Raw genomic sequence first — 15,447 nt, forward strand, 5'->3', positions numbered from 1 at the left:
TTCCTCCAGTTAAGCGGAGGATTGCTCCTCCTGTGAAAACGGAGGATCCGATGATGAAAAAGGCGGGAACGGTGCGCATCGGCGTATCCGGCTGGACCTATGCGCCCTGGCGCGGCCAGTTCTATCCGAAGGACCTGCCGCAGAAGCAGGAGCTTTCTTACGCCGCCCGGCGCTTCCCGTCGATCGAGATCAACGGCACCTTCTACAGCCTGCAGCGTTCGGAAAGCTTCGGCCGCTGGCGCGACGAAACACCTGGTGATTTCGTCTTCGCGGTCAAGGGGCCGCGCTTCATCACGCATATGCTGCGGCTGCGCGAGATCGAGACGGCGCTCGCCAATTTTCTCGCCTCCGGCCTGCTGCGGCTTGGCCCCAAGCTTGGGCCGATCCTCTGGCAATTCCCGCCGAACATGGCTTTCGATCCCGATCTTTTCGAAAATTTCCTGGCGCTGCTGCCGCAGGACCGCGATGCGGCTGAAGCACTTGCCAAGCGGCATGACGGGCACGTCAAAGGCCGGGCCTGGCTTCGAAGCGACGGCGATCAGCCGATCCGCCACGCGCTCGAAATCCGCCACAACAGCTTCCGCTCTCCCGCCTTCATCGAGATGCTCCGGCGACATAATGTCGCCCTCGTCTGCGCCGACACGGTGGAATGGCCATTGCTAATGGATATCACCGCCGATTTCATCTATTGCCGCCTGCATGGTTCCGAACAACTTTATGTCAGCGGCTATGAGGACGAGGCACTCGACCTATGGGCCGAACGCATCCGTGCCTGGGCAACCGGCGGAGAACCGAAAAATGCGACGCGGGTGCTGGCGCCGCTCGCAGCGTCCAGCAAGGGCCGCGACGTTTATCTCTATTTCGACAATACCGACAAGAAGCTGCGCGCGCCTGTTGACGCCGATCATCTTTGCCAAAGGCTTGCCGATCTTATGCCGCGTTCCGCCCCGAAAGCCGCATGAGCTGTTGATGCCGGTATCCTTGTTGCGAAAATCCTTGTCCCGACAGCGACAAGCGGCATATTAAGACAGTCGATCAACATGCGGATGGGTGGAGAATGCGCTTAAGGGTCAAGGTCAAGGAACAGCTCGGGAAAAGATTCGATGAGGAAATCCGTTTCTTCCGGGGGATGATGCAGGGGCCGAAGACGGTCGGCTCGATCGTGCCGACCTCCTCGATCACCGCCAGGCGCATGGCAAGCGTCATCGACATGCATTCCGGGCTACCGGTGCTCGAGCTCGGGCCCGGCACCGGCGCGATCACAAAGGCGATCCTCGGCCGCGGTGTGAAGCCGGACAATCTGGTCGCGATCGAATATTCGACGGATTTCCACCAGCATCTGCTGCGCGCCTATCCCGGTGTGCACTTCATCAACGGCGATGCCTTCGATCTCAAGACCACACTTGGCACCTTCGGCGACCAGACGTTCGATTGCGTCATCTCCTGCATTCCGCTCTTGAACTTCCCGATGGCGATGCGCGTCTCGCTGCTCGAAAGCCTGCTCGACCGCCTGCCTGCCGGCCGGCCGGTGGTGCAGATCTCCTACGGCGCGATCTCGCCGATCGCCGCCAATCCCGACCGTTACCATATTCAGCATTTCGACTTCGTCATGCGCAACATCCCGCCGGCGCAGCTCTGGATTTATAAGCGCGGCTGATGTTCGGAACTCTATATCACCCATCCGCAAGTCAAGATCGATGCCAACGTGCCGGTGCCAAAATGGGGGCTTTCCGATGTCGGCGCCGCGCGTGCGCGCAAAGCGGCCGAGAGCGCCTGGGCGCGGCAATTGCGGCAGATCATCTCCAGCGACGAAACCAAGGCGATCGAGACGGCCGAAATTTTGGCGGAAGCCACCGGCGTGACGATCGAGATCGTCCACGGCATGCATGAAAACGACCGTTCGGCCACCGGCTTCCTGCCGCCTGCGCAATTCGAGGAAGCGGCCAACTGGTTCTTCGCCCATCCGGAAGAGAGCTTCAAGGGCTGGGAGCGCGCCGTCGACGCGCAAGCCCGCATCGTCGAGGCGGTGAAGACCGTTCTTGCCACGCATGATGCGACAGCCCCGATCGCCTTCGTCGGCCATGGCGGCGTCGGCACGCTGCTCAAATGCCATCTGGCCGGCAAGCCGATCGGCCGCGACCGCGACCAGCCGGGCGGCGGCGGCAATCTCTATGCTTTCGGCCTTGCGGATCTGGCCCTGACATGCGACTGGACACCCATCGAAGACTGGCGGGGGTGACTTGAAATGGACGCACGCGAGCGGCTGATCGTCGGCCTGGATGTTCCAACGATCGGCGAGGCGGAAAAACTGGTTTCCACGCTCGGCGACGACATTCTCTTCTATAAGATCGGCTATCAGCTGGTCTTTGCCGGCGGGCTGGAATTCGCCCGCGATCTTGCCGCAAGCGGCAAGAAGATCTTCCTCGACATGAAACTGCTCGACATCGACAATACCGTTGCTTCAGGCGTCGAGAACATCGCCAAGATGGGCATGTCGATGCTGACGCTGCATGCCTATCCCAAGGCGATGAAGGCGGCGGTCGAGGCGGCGGCCGGCTCCGACCTCTGCCTGCTCGGCGTCACCGTGCTGACCTCGATGGATGCCGAAGACCTTGCCGACGCCGGCTACAGCCAGGATCCGCACAGCCTGGTGCTGCGCCGAGCCGGACAAGCGCGCGCCGCTGGCATGGGCGGTATCGTCTGCTCAGCGGCTGAGGCGGCGGAGGTGCGCGAGATCGTCGGACCCGACATGGCGATCGTCACCCCCGGCATTCGTCCGACGGGCAGCGACCATGGCGACCAGAAGCGGGTGATGACGCCGTTCGACGCGCTGAAGGCGGGAGCGACACACCTCGTCGTTGCCCGGCCGATCGTCAAGGCGCCCGATCCCCGGCATGCCGCTCGCGCCGTGCTCAACGAAATGGTTGCTGCGCGCTGGCCGGCAAACCGCTGACAGACACCAAAAGGGAGAAGACCATGGCCAAGGGGTATTGGATCGCCCGCGTCGATGTTCGCGATGCAGAGCGCTATAAGGATTATGTGGCGGCGGCCAAACCCGCCTTCGAAAAATACGGCGCAAATTTCTTGGCGCGCGGCGGCGCCTTGACCGAACTGGAAGGCAAGGCGCGCGCCCGCAACGTCGTGATCGAATTCCCCTCGATGCAGCATGCCGTCGACTGCTACAATTCACCGGAATACCAGATCGCCGCCAAAATCCGCCAGGAAGCGGCGGATGCGGAAATGGTCGTCGTCGAAGGCGTCTAGAGCGCCGTGCGTCGTTTCGGACGATGCGTCAGGCGAGTTCGGATCCGCAAAAACTGACGGTGCGATGGGCCTTCCCGTCGCGCCGGGATTCGGCTAAGACGGGTGCCGATACAGCATCCTGCCCAGCCTTTCGAGGAACCTGCCATGACCCTTGCCAACCTGCCGCCGCTCGTCACCGTATTCGGAGGATCCGGCTTCGTGGGCAGGCACGTGGTCCGGGCACTCGCCAAGCGCGGCTACAATATCCGCGTCGCCGTGCGCCGTCCCGATCTCGCCGGCTTCCTGCAGCCGCTCGGCAATGTCGGCCAGATTTCCTTCGTCCAGGCGAACCTGCGCTATCGCAACTCGATCGACCGCGCCGTCGACGGTGCGGATCATGTCGTCAACTGCGTCGGCATTCTGCACGAAACCGGCCGCAACACCTTCGACGCGGTGCAGGAATTCGGCGCGCGCGCGGTCGCTGAAGCGGCGCGCGGCACAGGCGCCACGCTCGCCCATATTTCGGCGATCGGCGCCAATGCCAATTCCGAGTCCGGCTATGGCCGCACCAAGGGCCGCGCCGAAACCGCCATCTTCTCGGTCAAGCCCGATGCTGTGATCTTCCGCCCGTCGATCGTCTTCGGCCCGGAAGACAGCTTCTTCAACAAGTTTGCCGACATGGCCCGCATGTCGCCGGTCCTGCCGCTGATCGGCGGCGGCAAGACGAAATTCCAGCCCGTCTATGTCGAGGATGTCGCCGAGGCCGTCGCCCGCGCCGTCGACGGCAAGGTTGCCGGCGGCAAGGTCTATGAGCTTGGCGGGCCCGAGGTGCTGAGCTTCCGCGAATGTCTCGAGATGATGCTGAAGGTGACGAGCCGCAAGAACCCGCTGGTCTCCCTGCCCTTCGGCATTGCGTCGATGATCGGCAGCATCGCCTCGCTGATCCCCCTCATAACGCCGCCGATCACCCCGGATCAGGTTCGTATGCTGAAGCATGACAACATCGTTTCGCCGGCCGCCGAGGCGGAAGGCCGCACGCTGAAGGGCCTCGGCATTGCGCCGACCATGGCCGCATCGGTGCTCGGCTCCTATCTCGTGCATTATCGTCCGCACGGCCAGTATACCGGCACCGGCAAGGCCGCCTGAACAGTTTCGAGCTTCTGGAGGACGCCGTTCGCGCACGCCGCGGACGGCGTTTTGCTTTGCCGGCTTAAGCAAAGCCGGCGCAAGTTTGAAATGTTGTTGTGCCGGCCATATCAGGCGCAGTTGCATAAAAGACGCATCGGAAATTTTGTGGAATTAACACCAAATTTAGCAGGAACGTTTATTGCTATTTGCCATTCCACTGACTACCAAACCCGCGCGTCTTCCAACGGACTCAACGCTTGGCATCGCGTGCGGCAATCACTGTGAAAGGCATTTCTCGATGGGCAAGTCAATCGCGCTCCTGTTTGCGTGTGCGGCGCTGGTTATCCTTGCAGGCTCCTTCGTTGCGTCCGGTTCGGTCGCAGCAGTGAAGGGCGGCTGCTCGCCGGCCTACGGCGTCGATCCTTGCTCGACGGCTTCGATCAGCCATTGACGAAAGGCCGGCCTCGCCGCCGGCATCTTTCATAAAGACACCTAGCGGTCGGAGCGCCTGAAGCAGGACGCTCCAAAATGAACGCCCGGTCTTGCCCGCTTCAAAACAGCAGCGAGCACCGCTTATCTTGCTATCTGAAAAATACGGCGCCCTTGGCTGGCAATCGCATGCCTGTCCATAAGCTCGACGCGGCAAATTGCATTCGCGCCGGGGAGCCGCGCGAATGCAATGCGTTGGGATGTCTCAGCCGATCAAGCCGGTTGCGGCCATGCCGAGCAGCAGGACGCCGAGAATGATGCGGTAGACGGCAAACAGCGTGAAGCGGTTGCTTCTGATATAGGCCAGCAGCCATTTGACGGCGATGAAAGCGACGATCGTGGAAACGACGAAGGCGATGCCGAGTGCCGTCCAGTCTTCGTTTGCCGCGCCGCCGTCCTTGAAGGTCTTCAGCAATTCATAGCCGCTCGCCGCATACATGGTGGGGATGCCGACGAGAAAGGCAAATTCGGTCGCTGCGGCGCGGTTGCCGGTGCCGGCCAGCATGGCGACGAAGATCGTAGCGCCGGAGCGCGAGGTTCCCGGGAAGACACCGGCGACGATCTGGGCGATGCCGACGAGGATGGCGACGAGCCAGGTGATTTCCTTATGGGGGGCTTTGCGCGCCGCGGCCCATTCGGCAAAGATCATCCAGAAACCGCCGATGATGAGCGCCCAGGCGATCGGCGTCGCGGTCTCCGGCAGTTCGAAGCCGAGCTTCTTGACGATAAGTCCGAGAATCGCAGTGATGAGAAAGGCGACGATCAGCTTGGCGGCATAGTCGCGATTCTCAGGCTCCCGCCAGCCAAGCACCAGATCCAGCAGCCGACGCCAGTAGATGATGGTGACGGCGAGGATAGCGCCGGCCTGAATGACGATATTGAACATGTCCGACCGGTGGCCGAGCCATTGCTCCGCAATGATCAGGTGGCCGGTGCTCGAGATCGGAAGAAATTCGGTGATCCCCTCGATGACACCGAGAAGCGCAGCATTGATATAATCCATACATTGTCTCCGTTTAAAGGTCGGTCGGGCCTGACCGCTTGGGTCGATCAGGCCGCCGCTTCCATTCTTTCGTTAGACCGTATCTCGCCATTGTCAGATGGCGTAAAATCCGATTCGCTTGTATTGGCGGGGCCAAGCTCCTATAGCTTCAACCAATGAGTCATGACTAGGGCGCTATAACTGAGCTGCCACACAGTCCTGTAACAGCAATCACGAAGCTCGAGTATCGATGCCCACGCTTTATCATCATCCCATGTCATCCGCATCTCGCTTCGTCCGGCTGATCCTGGCCGAATACGGCTATCAGGCGGATCTGATCGAGGAGCAGACATGGGAGAAGCGCCGGGATTTCCTGGCGCTCAACCCGGCCGGCACGCTGCCTGTTTATGTCGACGACAGCATGCGGGCGCTCTGCGGCGCGACCGTCATTTCCGAATATCTGGACGAGACGCATGGCGTGTTGAAGCGCGACCGGCGGCTGCTCGCCGAGGACCCTTTCCAGCGGGCGGAAATCCGCCGGCTGAGCGAGTGGTTCATGCAGAAGATGGAAAACGACGTGACCAAGCCGCTCGCCCGCGAGCGTGTCTACAAGTTGCAGATGACCGCCGATCAGGGCGGCGGCGCGCCGGATTCGAAGATTTTGCGCACGGCCCGCGCGAATATCCGCCAGCATATGCGCTATCTCACCTGGCTTGCCGGCTCGCGCCAATGGCTTGCGGGCGAGCGGATGAGTTATGCCGACCTTGCCGCCGCGGCCTCGATTTCGATCCTCGATTATCTCGGCGAGATCGACTGGGCTGATGCGCCCGTCGTCAAGGACTGGTACCAGCGGCTGAAATCGCGCCCCTCCTTCCGGCCGATGCTGACCGAGCGGGTGCGCGGCCTGACGCCGGTTTCGCATTATGCCGATCTGGATTTCTGACGAGGGCTCTCCATGCCCGAAGCCGATAGAGATGACAAAGAGCGCCGCCGCCGCGACAATTTGACCATGTTCGTGCGGGCGGAATCTGCCGCCAAGGGATTCGATCTCTGCCGCATCACGCGGCCCGACGCGATTCCCGAAGCCAAAGAGCGCCTCGGCCAGTTCATCGATGCCGGGCGCCATGGGACGATGGAGTGGATGGCGGAGACCCGCGACCGTCGCGGCGATCCGCGCACACTCTGGAGCGAGGTGCGGTCCGTCGTGGTCTTCGGCCTCAACTACGCCCCTAAAGAAGATCCGCGCGGCATCCTCGCCAAACCCGATAAGGCTGCGATCTCGGTCTATGCCCGCAACCGCGACTATCACGACATCATCAAGGGCCGGCTGAAGGAAATCGCCACGCGATTTGCGGCGCGGGCCGACGCCGATGTCAAAGTCTTCGTCGATACCGCCCCTGTCATGGAAAAGCCGCTGGCGGCGGCAGCCGGCCTCGGCTGGCAGGGCAAACATACCAACCTCGTCAGCCGCACGCACGGTTCCTGGCTATTTCTCGGCAGCATGTTCACCACCGCCGATCTCGCCGTCGACGCTGAAGAGACCGATCATTGCGGCTCCTGCCGCGCCTGTCTCGACGCCTGCCCGACGGCCGCCTTTCCGGGACCCTATCAGATCGATGCGCGGCGCTGCATTTCCTACCTCACCATCGAGCATAAGGGGCCGATCGATCCTGAACTGCGGGTGCCGATCGGCAATCGCATCTATGGCTGCGACGATTGTCTGGCCGCCTGTCCGTGGAACAAGTTCGCAAATGCGGCCTCCGAGATGAAGCTGAAGGCGCGGGACGATCTGCAGGAGCCATCGATCGCCTTTCTGCTGACGCTTGACGATGCCGCTTTCCGCACCTTTTTCAGCGGCTCGCCGGTGAAGCGGATCGGCCGTGACCGCTTTATCCGCAATGTGCTGATCGCCGCCGGCAATTCCGGCGAGAAGGCGCTTATCGCCCAATGTCGGCTGCTCGCCGGCGACGCCTCGCCGGTGGTGCGGGGAATGGCAGTGTGGGCGCTGTCGCGGCTGATGGCGGCTGACGAATTCTCGGCCTTTGCCGCACAAAGGGCTGGTGAGAGCGATGACGACGTATTGAACGAATGGCGGTTGGCGGGAGTGGGCTGATGCATGTGATGATTTTTGGCTGCGGTTTTTCCGGCACGGCGATCGCCAAGGCCTTTGCCGGCAACGGCGTGCGCATTTCCGGCACTACCCGCTCGGCCGACAAGATGGCGGCGTTCCGGCAATACGGCATCGAAGCCTTCCTTTTCGACGGCGAGACCGTGACCGACGACTTGCGCCGGGCGCTGGGAAGCGTCACCCACCTCGTGCAGTCGATCGCGCCCGGCAAAGGCGACCCGTTGCTTCGGTTGCTGGACGAAGACCGCGCAAGCCTGCCGTCCAGCCTCGAATGGATCGGTTATCTCTCCACCGTCGGCGTCTATGGCGATCACAAGGGCGCCTGGATCGATGAGGAAACACCCTGCGTGCCCGTATCCGGGCGCTCGAAGGAGCGGCTCGAAGCGGAAGCGGGCTGGCTGGCAATGGGTGAGGCGTGCGGTGTGCCGGCGGCGGTGCTGCGCCTTTCCGGCATTTACGGGCCGGGGCGCAATGCCTTCTGCAATTTGGACAAGGGCACGGCGCGGCGGCTGATCAAGAAGGACCAGGTGTTCAACCGTATCCGCGTCGAGGATATCGGTGCCGCGACCCGCTTCCTGTCAGAGCATGGCCTCAGCGGCATCTATAACGTCACCGACGACCGGCCCGGCCCGCCGCAGGACGTGATTGTCGAGGCGGCACGGCTGATGGGCGTCGAACCCCCGCCGGAGCAGGCGTTTGAGACCGCCGAGCTGACGCCGATGGCGCGCTCCTTCTACGGCGAGAACAAGCGGGTTTCGAATGCGAAACTCAAGGCCGCCGGCTTCGAATTCGCCTTCCCGAACTATCCGATGTCGCTTGCGCAATTGTGGCAGGACGGACGCTGGCGGGGCTAGAGCCCAAGCGTTTCATACACTCAAAATCAGCGCCCATAATGAGTAGGAAATACCTACTTTACCCATTTGTCGGGATGATTTTCGCCGTATATTATGGTTAACGGCCTTTAAATTTGCGCAAATGTGGCGGAAAATATGGCGAAGCCGGAAAAAAAATTTCGCGATTTTTGTGAGTGCCGGGATGTTAACCGCTCCACTGAAAAATTCGTTCGGATTTTAACTGATTTCACTGCGTTTTTTCCGTTTCCCCCATCACCGCCCGCTTCCGAAATTCCATCATCGCACTCACGAATATTACATATTGTAACATTCCGTGATCATGCGCGGCACTTTTTCGCCACTTTTTCACAGATTTAAGCCCCGCCGCCTGCAAGGGCGTGAGTTCAATAGTTGAGGGATACTCTGTTTTGAAGAAAATATGTCGTTCTATTATCGCTGCCGCAACTATTGCAGCCTGCTCTTTCCTGCTTCCGGCGGAGAGTTTTGCTGGAAATGGCTGCGGCGGTGCTTCATGGTACGCACTTCACTCCAAAACTGCTTCCGGAGAACGTATGAATCCCGCCGTCTTGACTGCCGCACATCGTTCGCTTGCCTTCGGCACCAAGGTCAAGGTCACCAACCGCAACAATGGCCGCACCGTCGTCGTTCGCATCAACGACCGCGGTCCGTTCATCCGCGGCCGGGTACTCGACCTGTCGCGCGCCGCGGCACAGAACATCGGCATGGTCAGCTCCGGCACGGCGAAGGTCTGCTACCAGGTGATCAGCTAAAGCTGACAGCCGGTGATCAGCCAAAGCTGATCGAGGTGGTCAGCTGGGGCCAGGCCGGCCTTGCAGCAATTGGCTGCGCCGTCACCGGCGCTTGCTCTTGCCGTCAATCGCGGTTACCACGCGGTTGAGACTTGTGAACATTCCGCCCGCGCCTGTCGTGACCATGCGGACCGATCACACGTCATGGCAATTAGGAGATTTGTGAATGCGTCTGGGCGGCCGCCTCGAAGGGGCGATTTCTGTGCTCGCGGATATCGATGCCCGCAAGCGGCCCGTTGCCGACGCGCTGAAGGACTGGGGCCTTGCGCACCGCTTCGCCGGTTCCGGCGACCGCGCCGCCATCGGCAACATCGTCTATGACGCCCTGCGCATGCGGCTTTCCCATGCCTGGCTGATGGACGACGAGAGTGCCGCCGCCATTGCCCATTCCGTCATGTTCCGCCAATGGGGTTTCACCCCCGACAGTCTCGCCGCCGAACTGGCGGACGACAAGTTCGCGCCGGCACCGCTTTCGGCCGATGCCCTCTCGGCCTTCGCAAGCCGCTCGCTCGACGATGCGCCGCCGCATATCCGCGGCGATATTCCCGAATGGGTCCAACCCTCCTTCGAACAGGCCTTCGGCGCCGGCTGGCTCTCCGAGGCGCAGGCACTCGCGACGCGCCCGACACTTGATCTGCGCGCCAACATCTTGAAGTCCTCCCGCGACAAGGCCGTCAAGGCGCTCGAACGCGCCGGTGCACATGCAGCGAAAATCGCCCGCTACGGCATCCGGATTGCCGCCGGCGAAGGCGCTTCGCGACTTCCCAACGTGACGGCCGAACTTTCGTTCCAAAAAGGCTGGTTCGAAGTTCAGGACGAGGGTTCGCAGATCGTCGCCGACCTGGTGCTCGCCCATGAGGGCGACCAGGTCCTCGACTATTGCGCCGGCGGTGGCGGCAAGACGCTCGCCATGGCCGCCGCCATGCAGAACAAGGGACAGGTTCACGCTTACGACGCCGACCGCAAGCGGCTGGCCCCGATCATCGAGCGGCTGAAGCGGGCCGGCACACGCAATGTCCAGGTGCATGACGACGCCAAGGGCCTTGCCGGGCTTGCCGGACGCTGCGACAAGGTGCTTGTCGACGCGCCCTGCACTGGCACCGGCACGTGGCGCCGCCGCCCCGATACGAAATGGCGGCTGACGGCGAAGAACCTCGACGAACGCACCGCCCAGCAGCAGGGCGCGCTGGCGCAGGCAAGCGGCTTCGTCAAGCCAGGCGGTGAGCTGATCTACGTCACCTGCTCGGTGCTGCCGCAGGAGAACGAGGAACAGGTGCGCCGCTTCACGGCCGACAATCCTGATTTCCAGATCGTCAGCGCCCTGCCCGCCTGGGATGCGCTCTTCGGCAAAGACGCCCCGCGCCCGCACTCTTCCGATGGCCTGACAGTGACGCTGACGCCGGCTTCCACAGATACGGACGGCTTCTTCTTTTGCCGCCTGCAGCGGAAGGGCTGACGCCGCGGCAAATGGCGCGGTGGTTGCCGATTTTTCCGGGCGAATGCTCCGCAAAACAAGCGCGTGTGCAGACCTCTTGCATCCTTAAAACCATTCCAAACTAGAGCATTTGACACCAGTTTGCTTTTGGGCGAAGAGACGGGGCCCGATTTAGACGGAAAATCCGTCACAGGAGAGGATAATGAAGCTCAATAAACTCCGCGCAGCCGTGCTGGCGATCGCCCCCGCAGCCCTGCTCGCCCTTCCCGCGCATGGCGAGACCGATGCCGCCGCCGTGGTGAAACACTATGCCGAAGTGGCCCATGCCAAATACGAAGACTCGCTGACAACGGCAAAGGCGCTCGATGCCGCGATCGACGCCTTCCTGAAGACGCCTGATGACGCGACGCTGAAGACCGCCCGGGACGCCTGGATCAAGGCGCGCGTTCCCTATCAGCAGACGGAAGTCTATCGCTTCGGCAATCCGATCGTCGACGACTGGGAAGGCAAGGTCAATGCGTGGCCGCTCGATGAAGGCCTGATCGACTACGTCGATCCCTCCTACGGCACCGAGAGCGACGAAAACTCTCTCTATGTCGCAAATGTCATCGCCAACAAGACGATCAAGATCGACGGCAAGGATGTCGACGCCTCCAAGCTGACGCCGGAATTCCTCTCCGGCACGCTGGCCGAGGCCGGCGGCATCGAAGCAAACGTCGCGACCGGCTACCATGCCATCGAATTCCTGCTCTGGGGCCAGGATCTGAACGGCACGGGACCCGGCGCCGGCAACCGCCCGGCGACCGATTACGACCTGAAGAATTGCACGCACGGCAATTGCGACCGCCGCGCCGAATATCTGAAATCCGCCTCCACCCTGCTGGTTTCCGACCTGCAGGAAATGACCGACAACTGGAACGCGGACGGCGCTGCGACGAAGAATGTCGAAGCTGACCCGAAGGCCGGCCTCGTCGCGATCCTGACTGGCATGGGTTCGCTTTCCTACGGCGAGCTTGCCGGCGAGCGCATGAAGCTCGGCCTGCTGCTGCACGATCCCGAGGAAGAGCATGATTGCTTCTCCGACAACACCTACAACTCGCATCTGAACGACGCGATCGGCATTGCCGCCGCCTATACCGGCAACTATACCCGCGTCGACGGCACCAAGCTCAGCGGACCGTCGCTGCATGATCTGGTGGCCGCCAAGGACAAAGCGCTCGACGCCGAGACGGAAGGCAAGCTCAACAAGACGCTCGACGCGATGAATGCCATGGCCAAGCGCGGCGAGACAGTCGAGAAGTACGACCAGATGATCGGCGAAGGCAACAAGGAAGGCAACGCCGTTGTTCAGGCCGCCATCGACGGATTGATCGACCAGACGAAATCGGTACAGCGCGTTATTGCCGCACTCGATCTCGGCACGGTTCAGCTTGAAGGTTCCGACAGCTTGGATAATCCTAACGCCGTCTTCAAATAAGCAAAGGCGGGCCGCTTCGATGACGGAGCGGCCCCGACTCTGAAATGCGATTTGTTACTTCCCTCATTCCTGTGCTCGTCACAGGAATCCAGCCACGGCGCGTCCGCGCCGTGAATGACTCGGTCAGAGGGGAGTCTTCCACGCCCAAGGACTTGGGCGCACTGGATTCCTGTGACATCCCTCGGGCAAAGCCCGAGGAAGCGAATGAGGGCGTTGCAAAGGAAGCGCGCGCCAGCACCCCGGAGCTTACCGCTCGGGCTCATCGCGTCCTCTCAAAACTCCGCCCATGCCTCCGCGTCGCAGCCTACGCCGCCCTTGCCGGAGCACCCGTGGCTTTTGCCTCCGGTTTCGATCTTCCAACCAAACGCACCGACCTTCCCGAAACCGATCTCAAACGCGTCGCCGACGTGACGCGGCCGACTAGCGATTTTTCCAAAGCTGAACAATATGAGGCGATGCAGGCGGGCGGGGCGACCTCGATCGATCCCGTCACCGAAGACAGTTTCTCGCATATTTCGGCCAACATTCCCTTCGAGGAAGAGCAGAATTTCAAGCTCGGCAATGCGCTTTTCCGTAAGCTCTGGGTTTCCTCCCCCTCCTCGACGCAGGCTTCCGATGGGCTCGGCCCTCTCTTCAACGCCCGCTCCTGCATGAGCTGTCACGTCAATGACGGCCGCGGCAAACCGCCGGAAGGGGGTCCAAGCGCCGTCTCGATGTTCCTGCGGCTTTCCCGTGCGGCCGCAACGCCGGAGGAAGAAAAGGCGATCGCAGGCGCGGATATCCTCAATTTCCCCGATCCGGTCTATGGCCATCAGCTGCAGGATCTTGCCGTTCCCGGTCTTGCCGCCGAAGGCCGGATGACGATCCGCTATGATGAGGAGACGGCAACGCTTGGCGACGGCGAAACCGTGTCTCTGCGCCGCCCGCATTATGCGGCGACCAACTTGGCCTATGGACCGCTCGATGCGGCGACGACGATCTCGGCGCGTGTCGCCCCCGCCATGATCGGCCTCGGGCTGATCGAGGCCATTCCCGAGGCAGATATCCTTGCCCATGCCGACCCCGATGATGCCGATGGCGACGGCATTTCGGGCAAGGCGGCGATCGTCCGTGATCACCGCAGCGGCGAGATCGCGCTCGGCCGCTTCGGCTGGAAGGCACAGAACGCCACGGTGCGCGACCAGAATGCCGACGCATTTGCCAATGATATCGGCATCTCGACACCCGACCACCCGGACGCGCATGGTGATTGCACCAAGGCGGAGGAGAAATGCCTCGATCTGCCGACCGGCGTGCAGAAACGGCTGGGCGCGGAAGAAGCGCCGGGCCCCATTCTCGACCTCGTGACCTTCTACTCCGAAAATCTTGCCGTTCCGGCGCGCCGCAAGGCGAGCTTTCCCGAGACGCTGAAGGGCAAACGGATTTTCTATGAAAGCGGCTGCATTTCCTGCCATGTGCCGAAATTCGTCACCCGCCGGGATTCGGCAGACAAGGCGCAGTCCTTCCAACTGATCTGGCCCTATTCCGACTTCCTTTTGCACGATATGGGCGACGGGCTTGCCGACGGGCAGCAAGTCGGTCTTGCAAGCGGACGTGAATGGCGCACGCCACCGCTATGGGGTATAGGACTGACCCGGACTGTCAGCGGACACAGCTTTTTCCTGCATGACGGCCGTGCGCGGGATCTCACCGAGGCGATCCTCTGGCACGGCGGCGAAGCAGACAAGGCCCGCAACGCTTTCTCCTCCCTGTCGAAAGACGACAGGGCGGCCCTGATTACATTCCTGGAGTCACTTTGATGCGCCTTTGGCACCCCCTGCTCTGCCTCACTCTGATCGGCCTTGCCACGTCGGCGGCTGCCCAGACCGCCGCTCCGCCGGCAGGGATGAACGAGGATGCCGTTCCCGCCGTGATGCAACGCGCGGTCGACGAGGTGATCCGCCCCGGCTATCGCAACATGCAGCAGTCCGCCGCCCGGCTGACGACGGCGATGAAGGATCTTTGCGACGGCGGCACCCAGCAGACGCTGGATAAGGCGAAGTCGGCCTTTGACGATACGATCCGCTACTGGTCGATCATCGAAATCGTCCAGACCGGACCTGTTATCCAGGACAATCTCTTCGAACACATCCTGTTCTACCCCGACCGCAAGGGCGTTGGCCTGAAGCAGGTGCAGGCGCTAATCGCCAAGGCCGACCCGAAGGATGCGACGGTCGATGCGATCGCCGGCAAGAGTGTGGCGCTGCAGGGCCTGACGGCGCTGGAATACGTGCTTTACGGCAACGGCTCGGACGATCTGATCAAGCAGAAGGGCGGCTTCCGTTGCCTTTACGGCGCCGCTGTCGCCGGCAATATCCAGCGTGAGGCCGGCGAAGTCGTCGCCGCCTGGGAAAAGCCGGACGGCGTGCAGGCGAGCTGGAAACATCCGGGTCCGCAGAGCAACGATTTCATGGACAATAAGGAAGCCGTGACAGCGCTGCTCGGCATTCTCGTCCACGGCGCCGAGAACGTCCGCGACCAGCGGCTGGAGCAATTCTACAAGGGCAAGGACACCACGCCGCGCCCGCGCATGGCGATCTACTGGCGTTCCAAGAATACCTGGAAATCAATGACCGCCAATATCGACGGCCTGCGCACGCTCTGGCAGAAGGCCGGCATGGCCGAGCTTCTGCCGCCGGACAAACAGGCAGTCGCCGCCTCGATCGACGAAGACTTCAAATCGCTGCTCGACAGCGTGCCGAAACTCAACCCCGATATAGACGCCGCCACAAGCGATGCGGAAAAGGCCAAGCTCGACACGCTTTTGGCCGAAAGCCGTGATCTGATCACTAGGATCAGCGACGAATATGGCGCCGCAATCGGCCTCTCGGCCGGCTTTTCCTTTTCAGACGGGGACTGAAGC

The 15,447-nt window shown here is 61.9% G+C and carries 16 protein-coding genes; 15 read left to right on the forward strand and 1 reads right to left on the reverse strand.

All coding sequences use genetic code 11. The features are described 5' to 3' along the window. Positions 1-50: 50 nt before the first annotated feature. From MF410_RS17580 to MF410_RS17610, 7 genes are all read left to right on the forward strand, one after another. Entirely contained in the window at positions 51-962 is a 912-nt protein-coding gene (locus tag MF410_RS17580) for a DUF72 domain-containing protein (RefSeq protein WP_097624597.1), read from the forward strand. A 95-nt stretch (positions 963-1,057) separates the two neighbouring features. Then, entirely contained in the window at positions 1,058-1,657 is a 600-nt protein-coding gene (gene pmtA / locus MF410_RS17585; protein WP_097624596.1) for a phospholipid N-methyltransferase PmtA, read from the forward strand. 15 nt (positions 1,658-1,672) lie between these two features. Continuing rightward, a complete protein-coding gene (locus tag MF410_RS17590) occupies positions 1,673-2,239 on the forward strand; it encodes a histidine phosphatase family protein (protein WP_239620440.1) in 567 nt (188 codons plus the stop codon). Between the two features lie 6 nt (positions 2,240-2,245). Beyond that, positions 2,246-2,953, forward strand: coding sequence for an orotidine-5'-phosphate decarboxylase (gene pyrF, locus MF410_RS17595; protein ID WP_097624594.1), 708 nt, complete (start codon positions 2,246-2,248; stop codon positions 2,951-2,953). A 23-nt stretch (positions 2,954-2,976) separates the two neighbouring features. Further along, entirely contained in the window at positions 2,977-3,264 is a 288-nt protein-coding gene (locus MF410_RS17600) for a DUF1330 domain-containing protein (RefSeq protein ID WP_097624593.1), read from the forward strand. A gap of 144 nt (positions 3,265-3,408) precedes the next feature. Beyond that, positions 3,409-4,389: a complex I NDUFA9 subunit family protein gene (locus MF410_RS17605; protein ID WP_097624592.1), complete on the forward strand. Its 981-nt coding sequence runs from the start codon at positions 3,409-3,411 to the stop codon at positions 4,387-4,389. Between the two features lie 280 nt (positions 4,390-4,669). Continuing rightward, positions 4,670-4,822, forward strand: coding sequence for a hypothetical protein (locus MF410_RS17610; RefSeq protein WP_003570911.1), 153 nt, complete (start codon positions 4,670-4,672; stop codon positions 4,820-4,822). Positions 4,823-5,065: 243 nt separating this feature from the next. Here the strand turns inward: MF410_RS17610 and MF410_RS17615 are convergent, their stop codons facing one another. Then, positions 5,066-5,863 (reverse strand): undecaprenyl-diphosphate phosphatase, encoded by a 798-nt coding sequence (locus MF410_RS17615; protein ID WP_097624591.1) that lies wholly within the window; start codon positions 5,861-5,863, stop codon positions 5,066-5,068. Positions 5,864-6,092: 229 nt separating this feature from the next. On the opposite strand from MF410_RS17615, the gene MF410_RS17620 reads away from it, so the two are divergent. From MF410_RS17620 to MF410_RS17655, 8 genes are all read left to right on the forward strand, one after another. Continuing rightward, entirely contained in the window at positions 6,093-6,785 is a 693-nt protein-coding gene (locus MF410_RS17620) for a glutathione S-transferase family protein (protein WP_049730772.1), read from the forward strand. 12 nt (positions 6,786-6,797) lie between these two features. Next, complete coding sequence (queG, locus tag MF410_RS17625) at positions 6,798-7,955, forward strand: tRNA epoxyqueuosine(34) reductase QueG (RefSeq protein ID WP_097624590.1); 1,158 nt, start codon at positions 6,798-6,800, stop codon at positions 7,953-7,955. Continuing rightward, complete coding sequence (locus tag MF410_RS17630; RefSeq protein ID WP_097624589.1) at positions 7,955-8,824, forward strand: SDR family oxidoreductase; 870 nt, start codon at positions 7,955-7,957, stop codon at positions 8,822-8,824. Before queG ends, MF410_RS17630 begins: the two co-directional genes overlap by 1 nt. Positions 8,825-9,231: 407 nt before the next feature. Continuing rightward, entirely contained in the window at positions 9,232-9,594 is a 363-nt protein-coding gene (locus MF410_RS17635) for a septal ring lytic transglycosylase RlpA family protein (protein ID WP_097624588.1), read from the forward strand. 205 nt (positions 9,595-9,799) lie between these two features. Further along, the gene (locus tag MF410_RS17640; RefSeq protein WP_097624587.1) at positions 9,800-11,089 is read left to right on the forward strand and encodes an RsmB/NOP family class I SAM-dependent RNA methyltransferase; all 1,290 of its coding nucleotides are present in this window, start codon (positions 9,800-9,802) and stop codon (positions 11,087-11,089) included. Between the two features lie 181 nt (positions 11,090-11,270). Continuing rightward, positions 11,271-12,545, forward strand: coding sequence for an imelysin family protein (locus MF410_RS17645; RefSeq protein WP_097624586.1), 1,275 nt, complete (start codon positions 11,271-11,273; stop codon positions 12,543-12,545). A 44-nt stretch (positions 12,546-12,589) separates the two neighbouring features. Further along, complete coding sequence (locus MF410_RS17650; RefSeq protein ID WP_179867087.1) at positions 12,590-14,344, forward strand: di-heme oxidoredictase family protein; 1,755 nt, start codon at positions 12,590-12,592, stop codon at positions 14,342-14,344. Continuing rightward, on the forward strand, positions 14,344-15,444 hold the full coding sequence (locus MF410_RS17655; protein WP_097624584.1) for an imelysin family protein: 1,101 nt from the start codon (positions 14,344-14,346) through the stop codon (positions 15,442-15,444). The genes MF410_RS17650 and MF410_RS17655 overlap by 1 nt, the downstream gene beginning before the upstream one ends. The last annotated feature ends 3 nt before the right edge of the window (positions 15,445-15,447 follow it).

This window comes from Rhizobium sp. C104 (genome assembly GCF_022354505.1).
In the GTDB taxonomy this organism is placed as follows: domain Bacteria; phylum Pseudomonadota; class Alphaproteobacteria; order Rhizobiales; family Rhizobiaceae; genus Rhizobium; species Rhizobium redzepovicii.

Coding starts and splice junctions, on each gene's coding strand:
- MF410_RS17580 (WP_097624597.1), top strand. CDS start 51: ATGATGAAAAAGGCGGGAACGGTGCGCATCGGCGTATCCGGCTGGACC.
- pmtA (WP_097624596.1), top strand. CDS start 1,058: ATGCGCTTAAGGGTCAAGGTCAAGGAACAGCTCGGGAAAAGATTCGAT.
- pyrF (WP_097624594.1), top strand. CDS start 2,246: ATGGACGCACGCGAGCGGCTGATCGTCGGCCTGGATGTTCCAACGATC.
- MF410_RS17600 (WP_097624593.1), top strand. CDS start 2,977: ATGGCCAAGGGGTATTGGATCGCCCGCGTCGATGTTCGCGATGCAGAG.
- MF410_RS17605 (WP_097624592.1), top strand. CDS start 3,409: ATGACCCTTGCCAACCTGCCGCCGCTCGTCACCGTATTCGGAGGATCC.
- MF410_RS17610 (WP_003570911.1), top strand. CDS start 4,670: ATGGGCAAGTCAATCGCGCTCCTGTTTGCGTGTGCGGCGCTGGTTATC.
- MF410_RS17615 (WP_097624591.1), bottom strand. CDS start 5,863: ATGGATTATATCAATGCTGCGCTTCTCGGTGTCATCGAGGGGATCACC.
- MF410_RS17620 (WP_049730772.1), top strand. CDS start 6,093: ATGCCCACGCTTTATCATCATCCCATGTCATCCGCATCTCGCTTCGTC.
- queG (WP_097624590.1), top strand. CDS start 6,798: ATGCCCGAAGCCGATAGAGATGACAAAGAGCGCCGCCGCCGCGACAAT.
- MF410_RS17630 (WP_097624589.1), top strand. CDS start 7,955: ATGCATGTGATGATTTTTGGCTGCGGTTTTTCCGGCACGGCGATCGCC.
- MF410_RS17640 (WP_097624587.1), top strand. CDS start 9,800: ATGCGTCTGGGCGGCCGCCTCGAAGGGGCGATTTCTGTGCTCGCGGAT.
- MF410_RS17645 (WP_097624586.1), top strand. CDS start 11,271: ATGAAGCTCAATAAACTCCGCGCAGCCGTGCTGGCGATCGCCCCCGCA.
- MF410_RS17650 (WP_179867087.1), top strand. CDS start 12,590: ATGCGATTTGTTACTTCCCTCATTCCTGTGCTCGTCACAGGAATCCAG.
- MF410_RS17655 (WP_097624584.1), top strand. CDS start 14,344: ATGCGCCTTTGGCACCCCCTGCTCTGCCTCACTCTGATCGGCCTTGCC.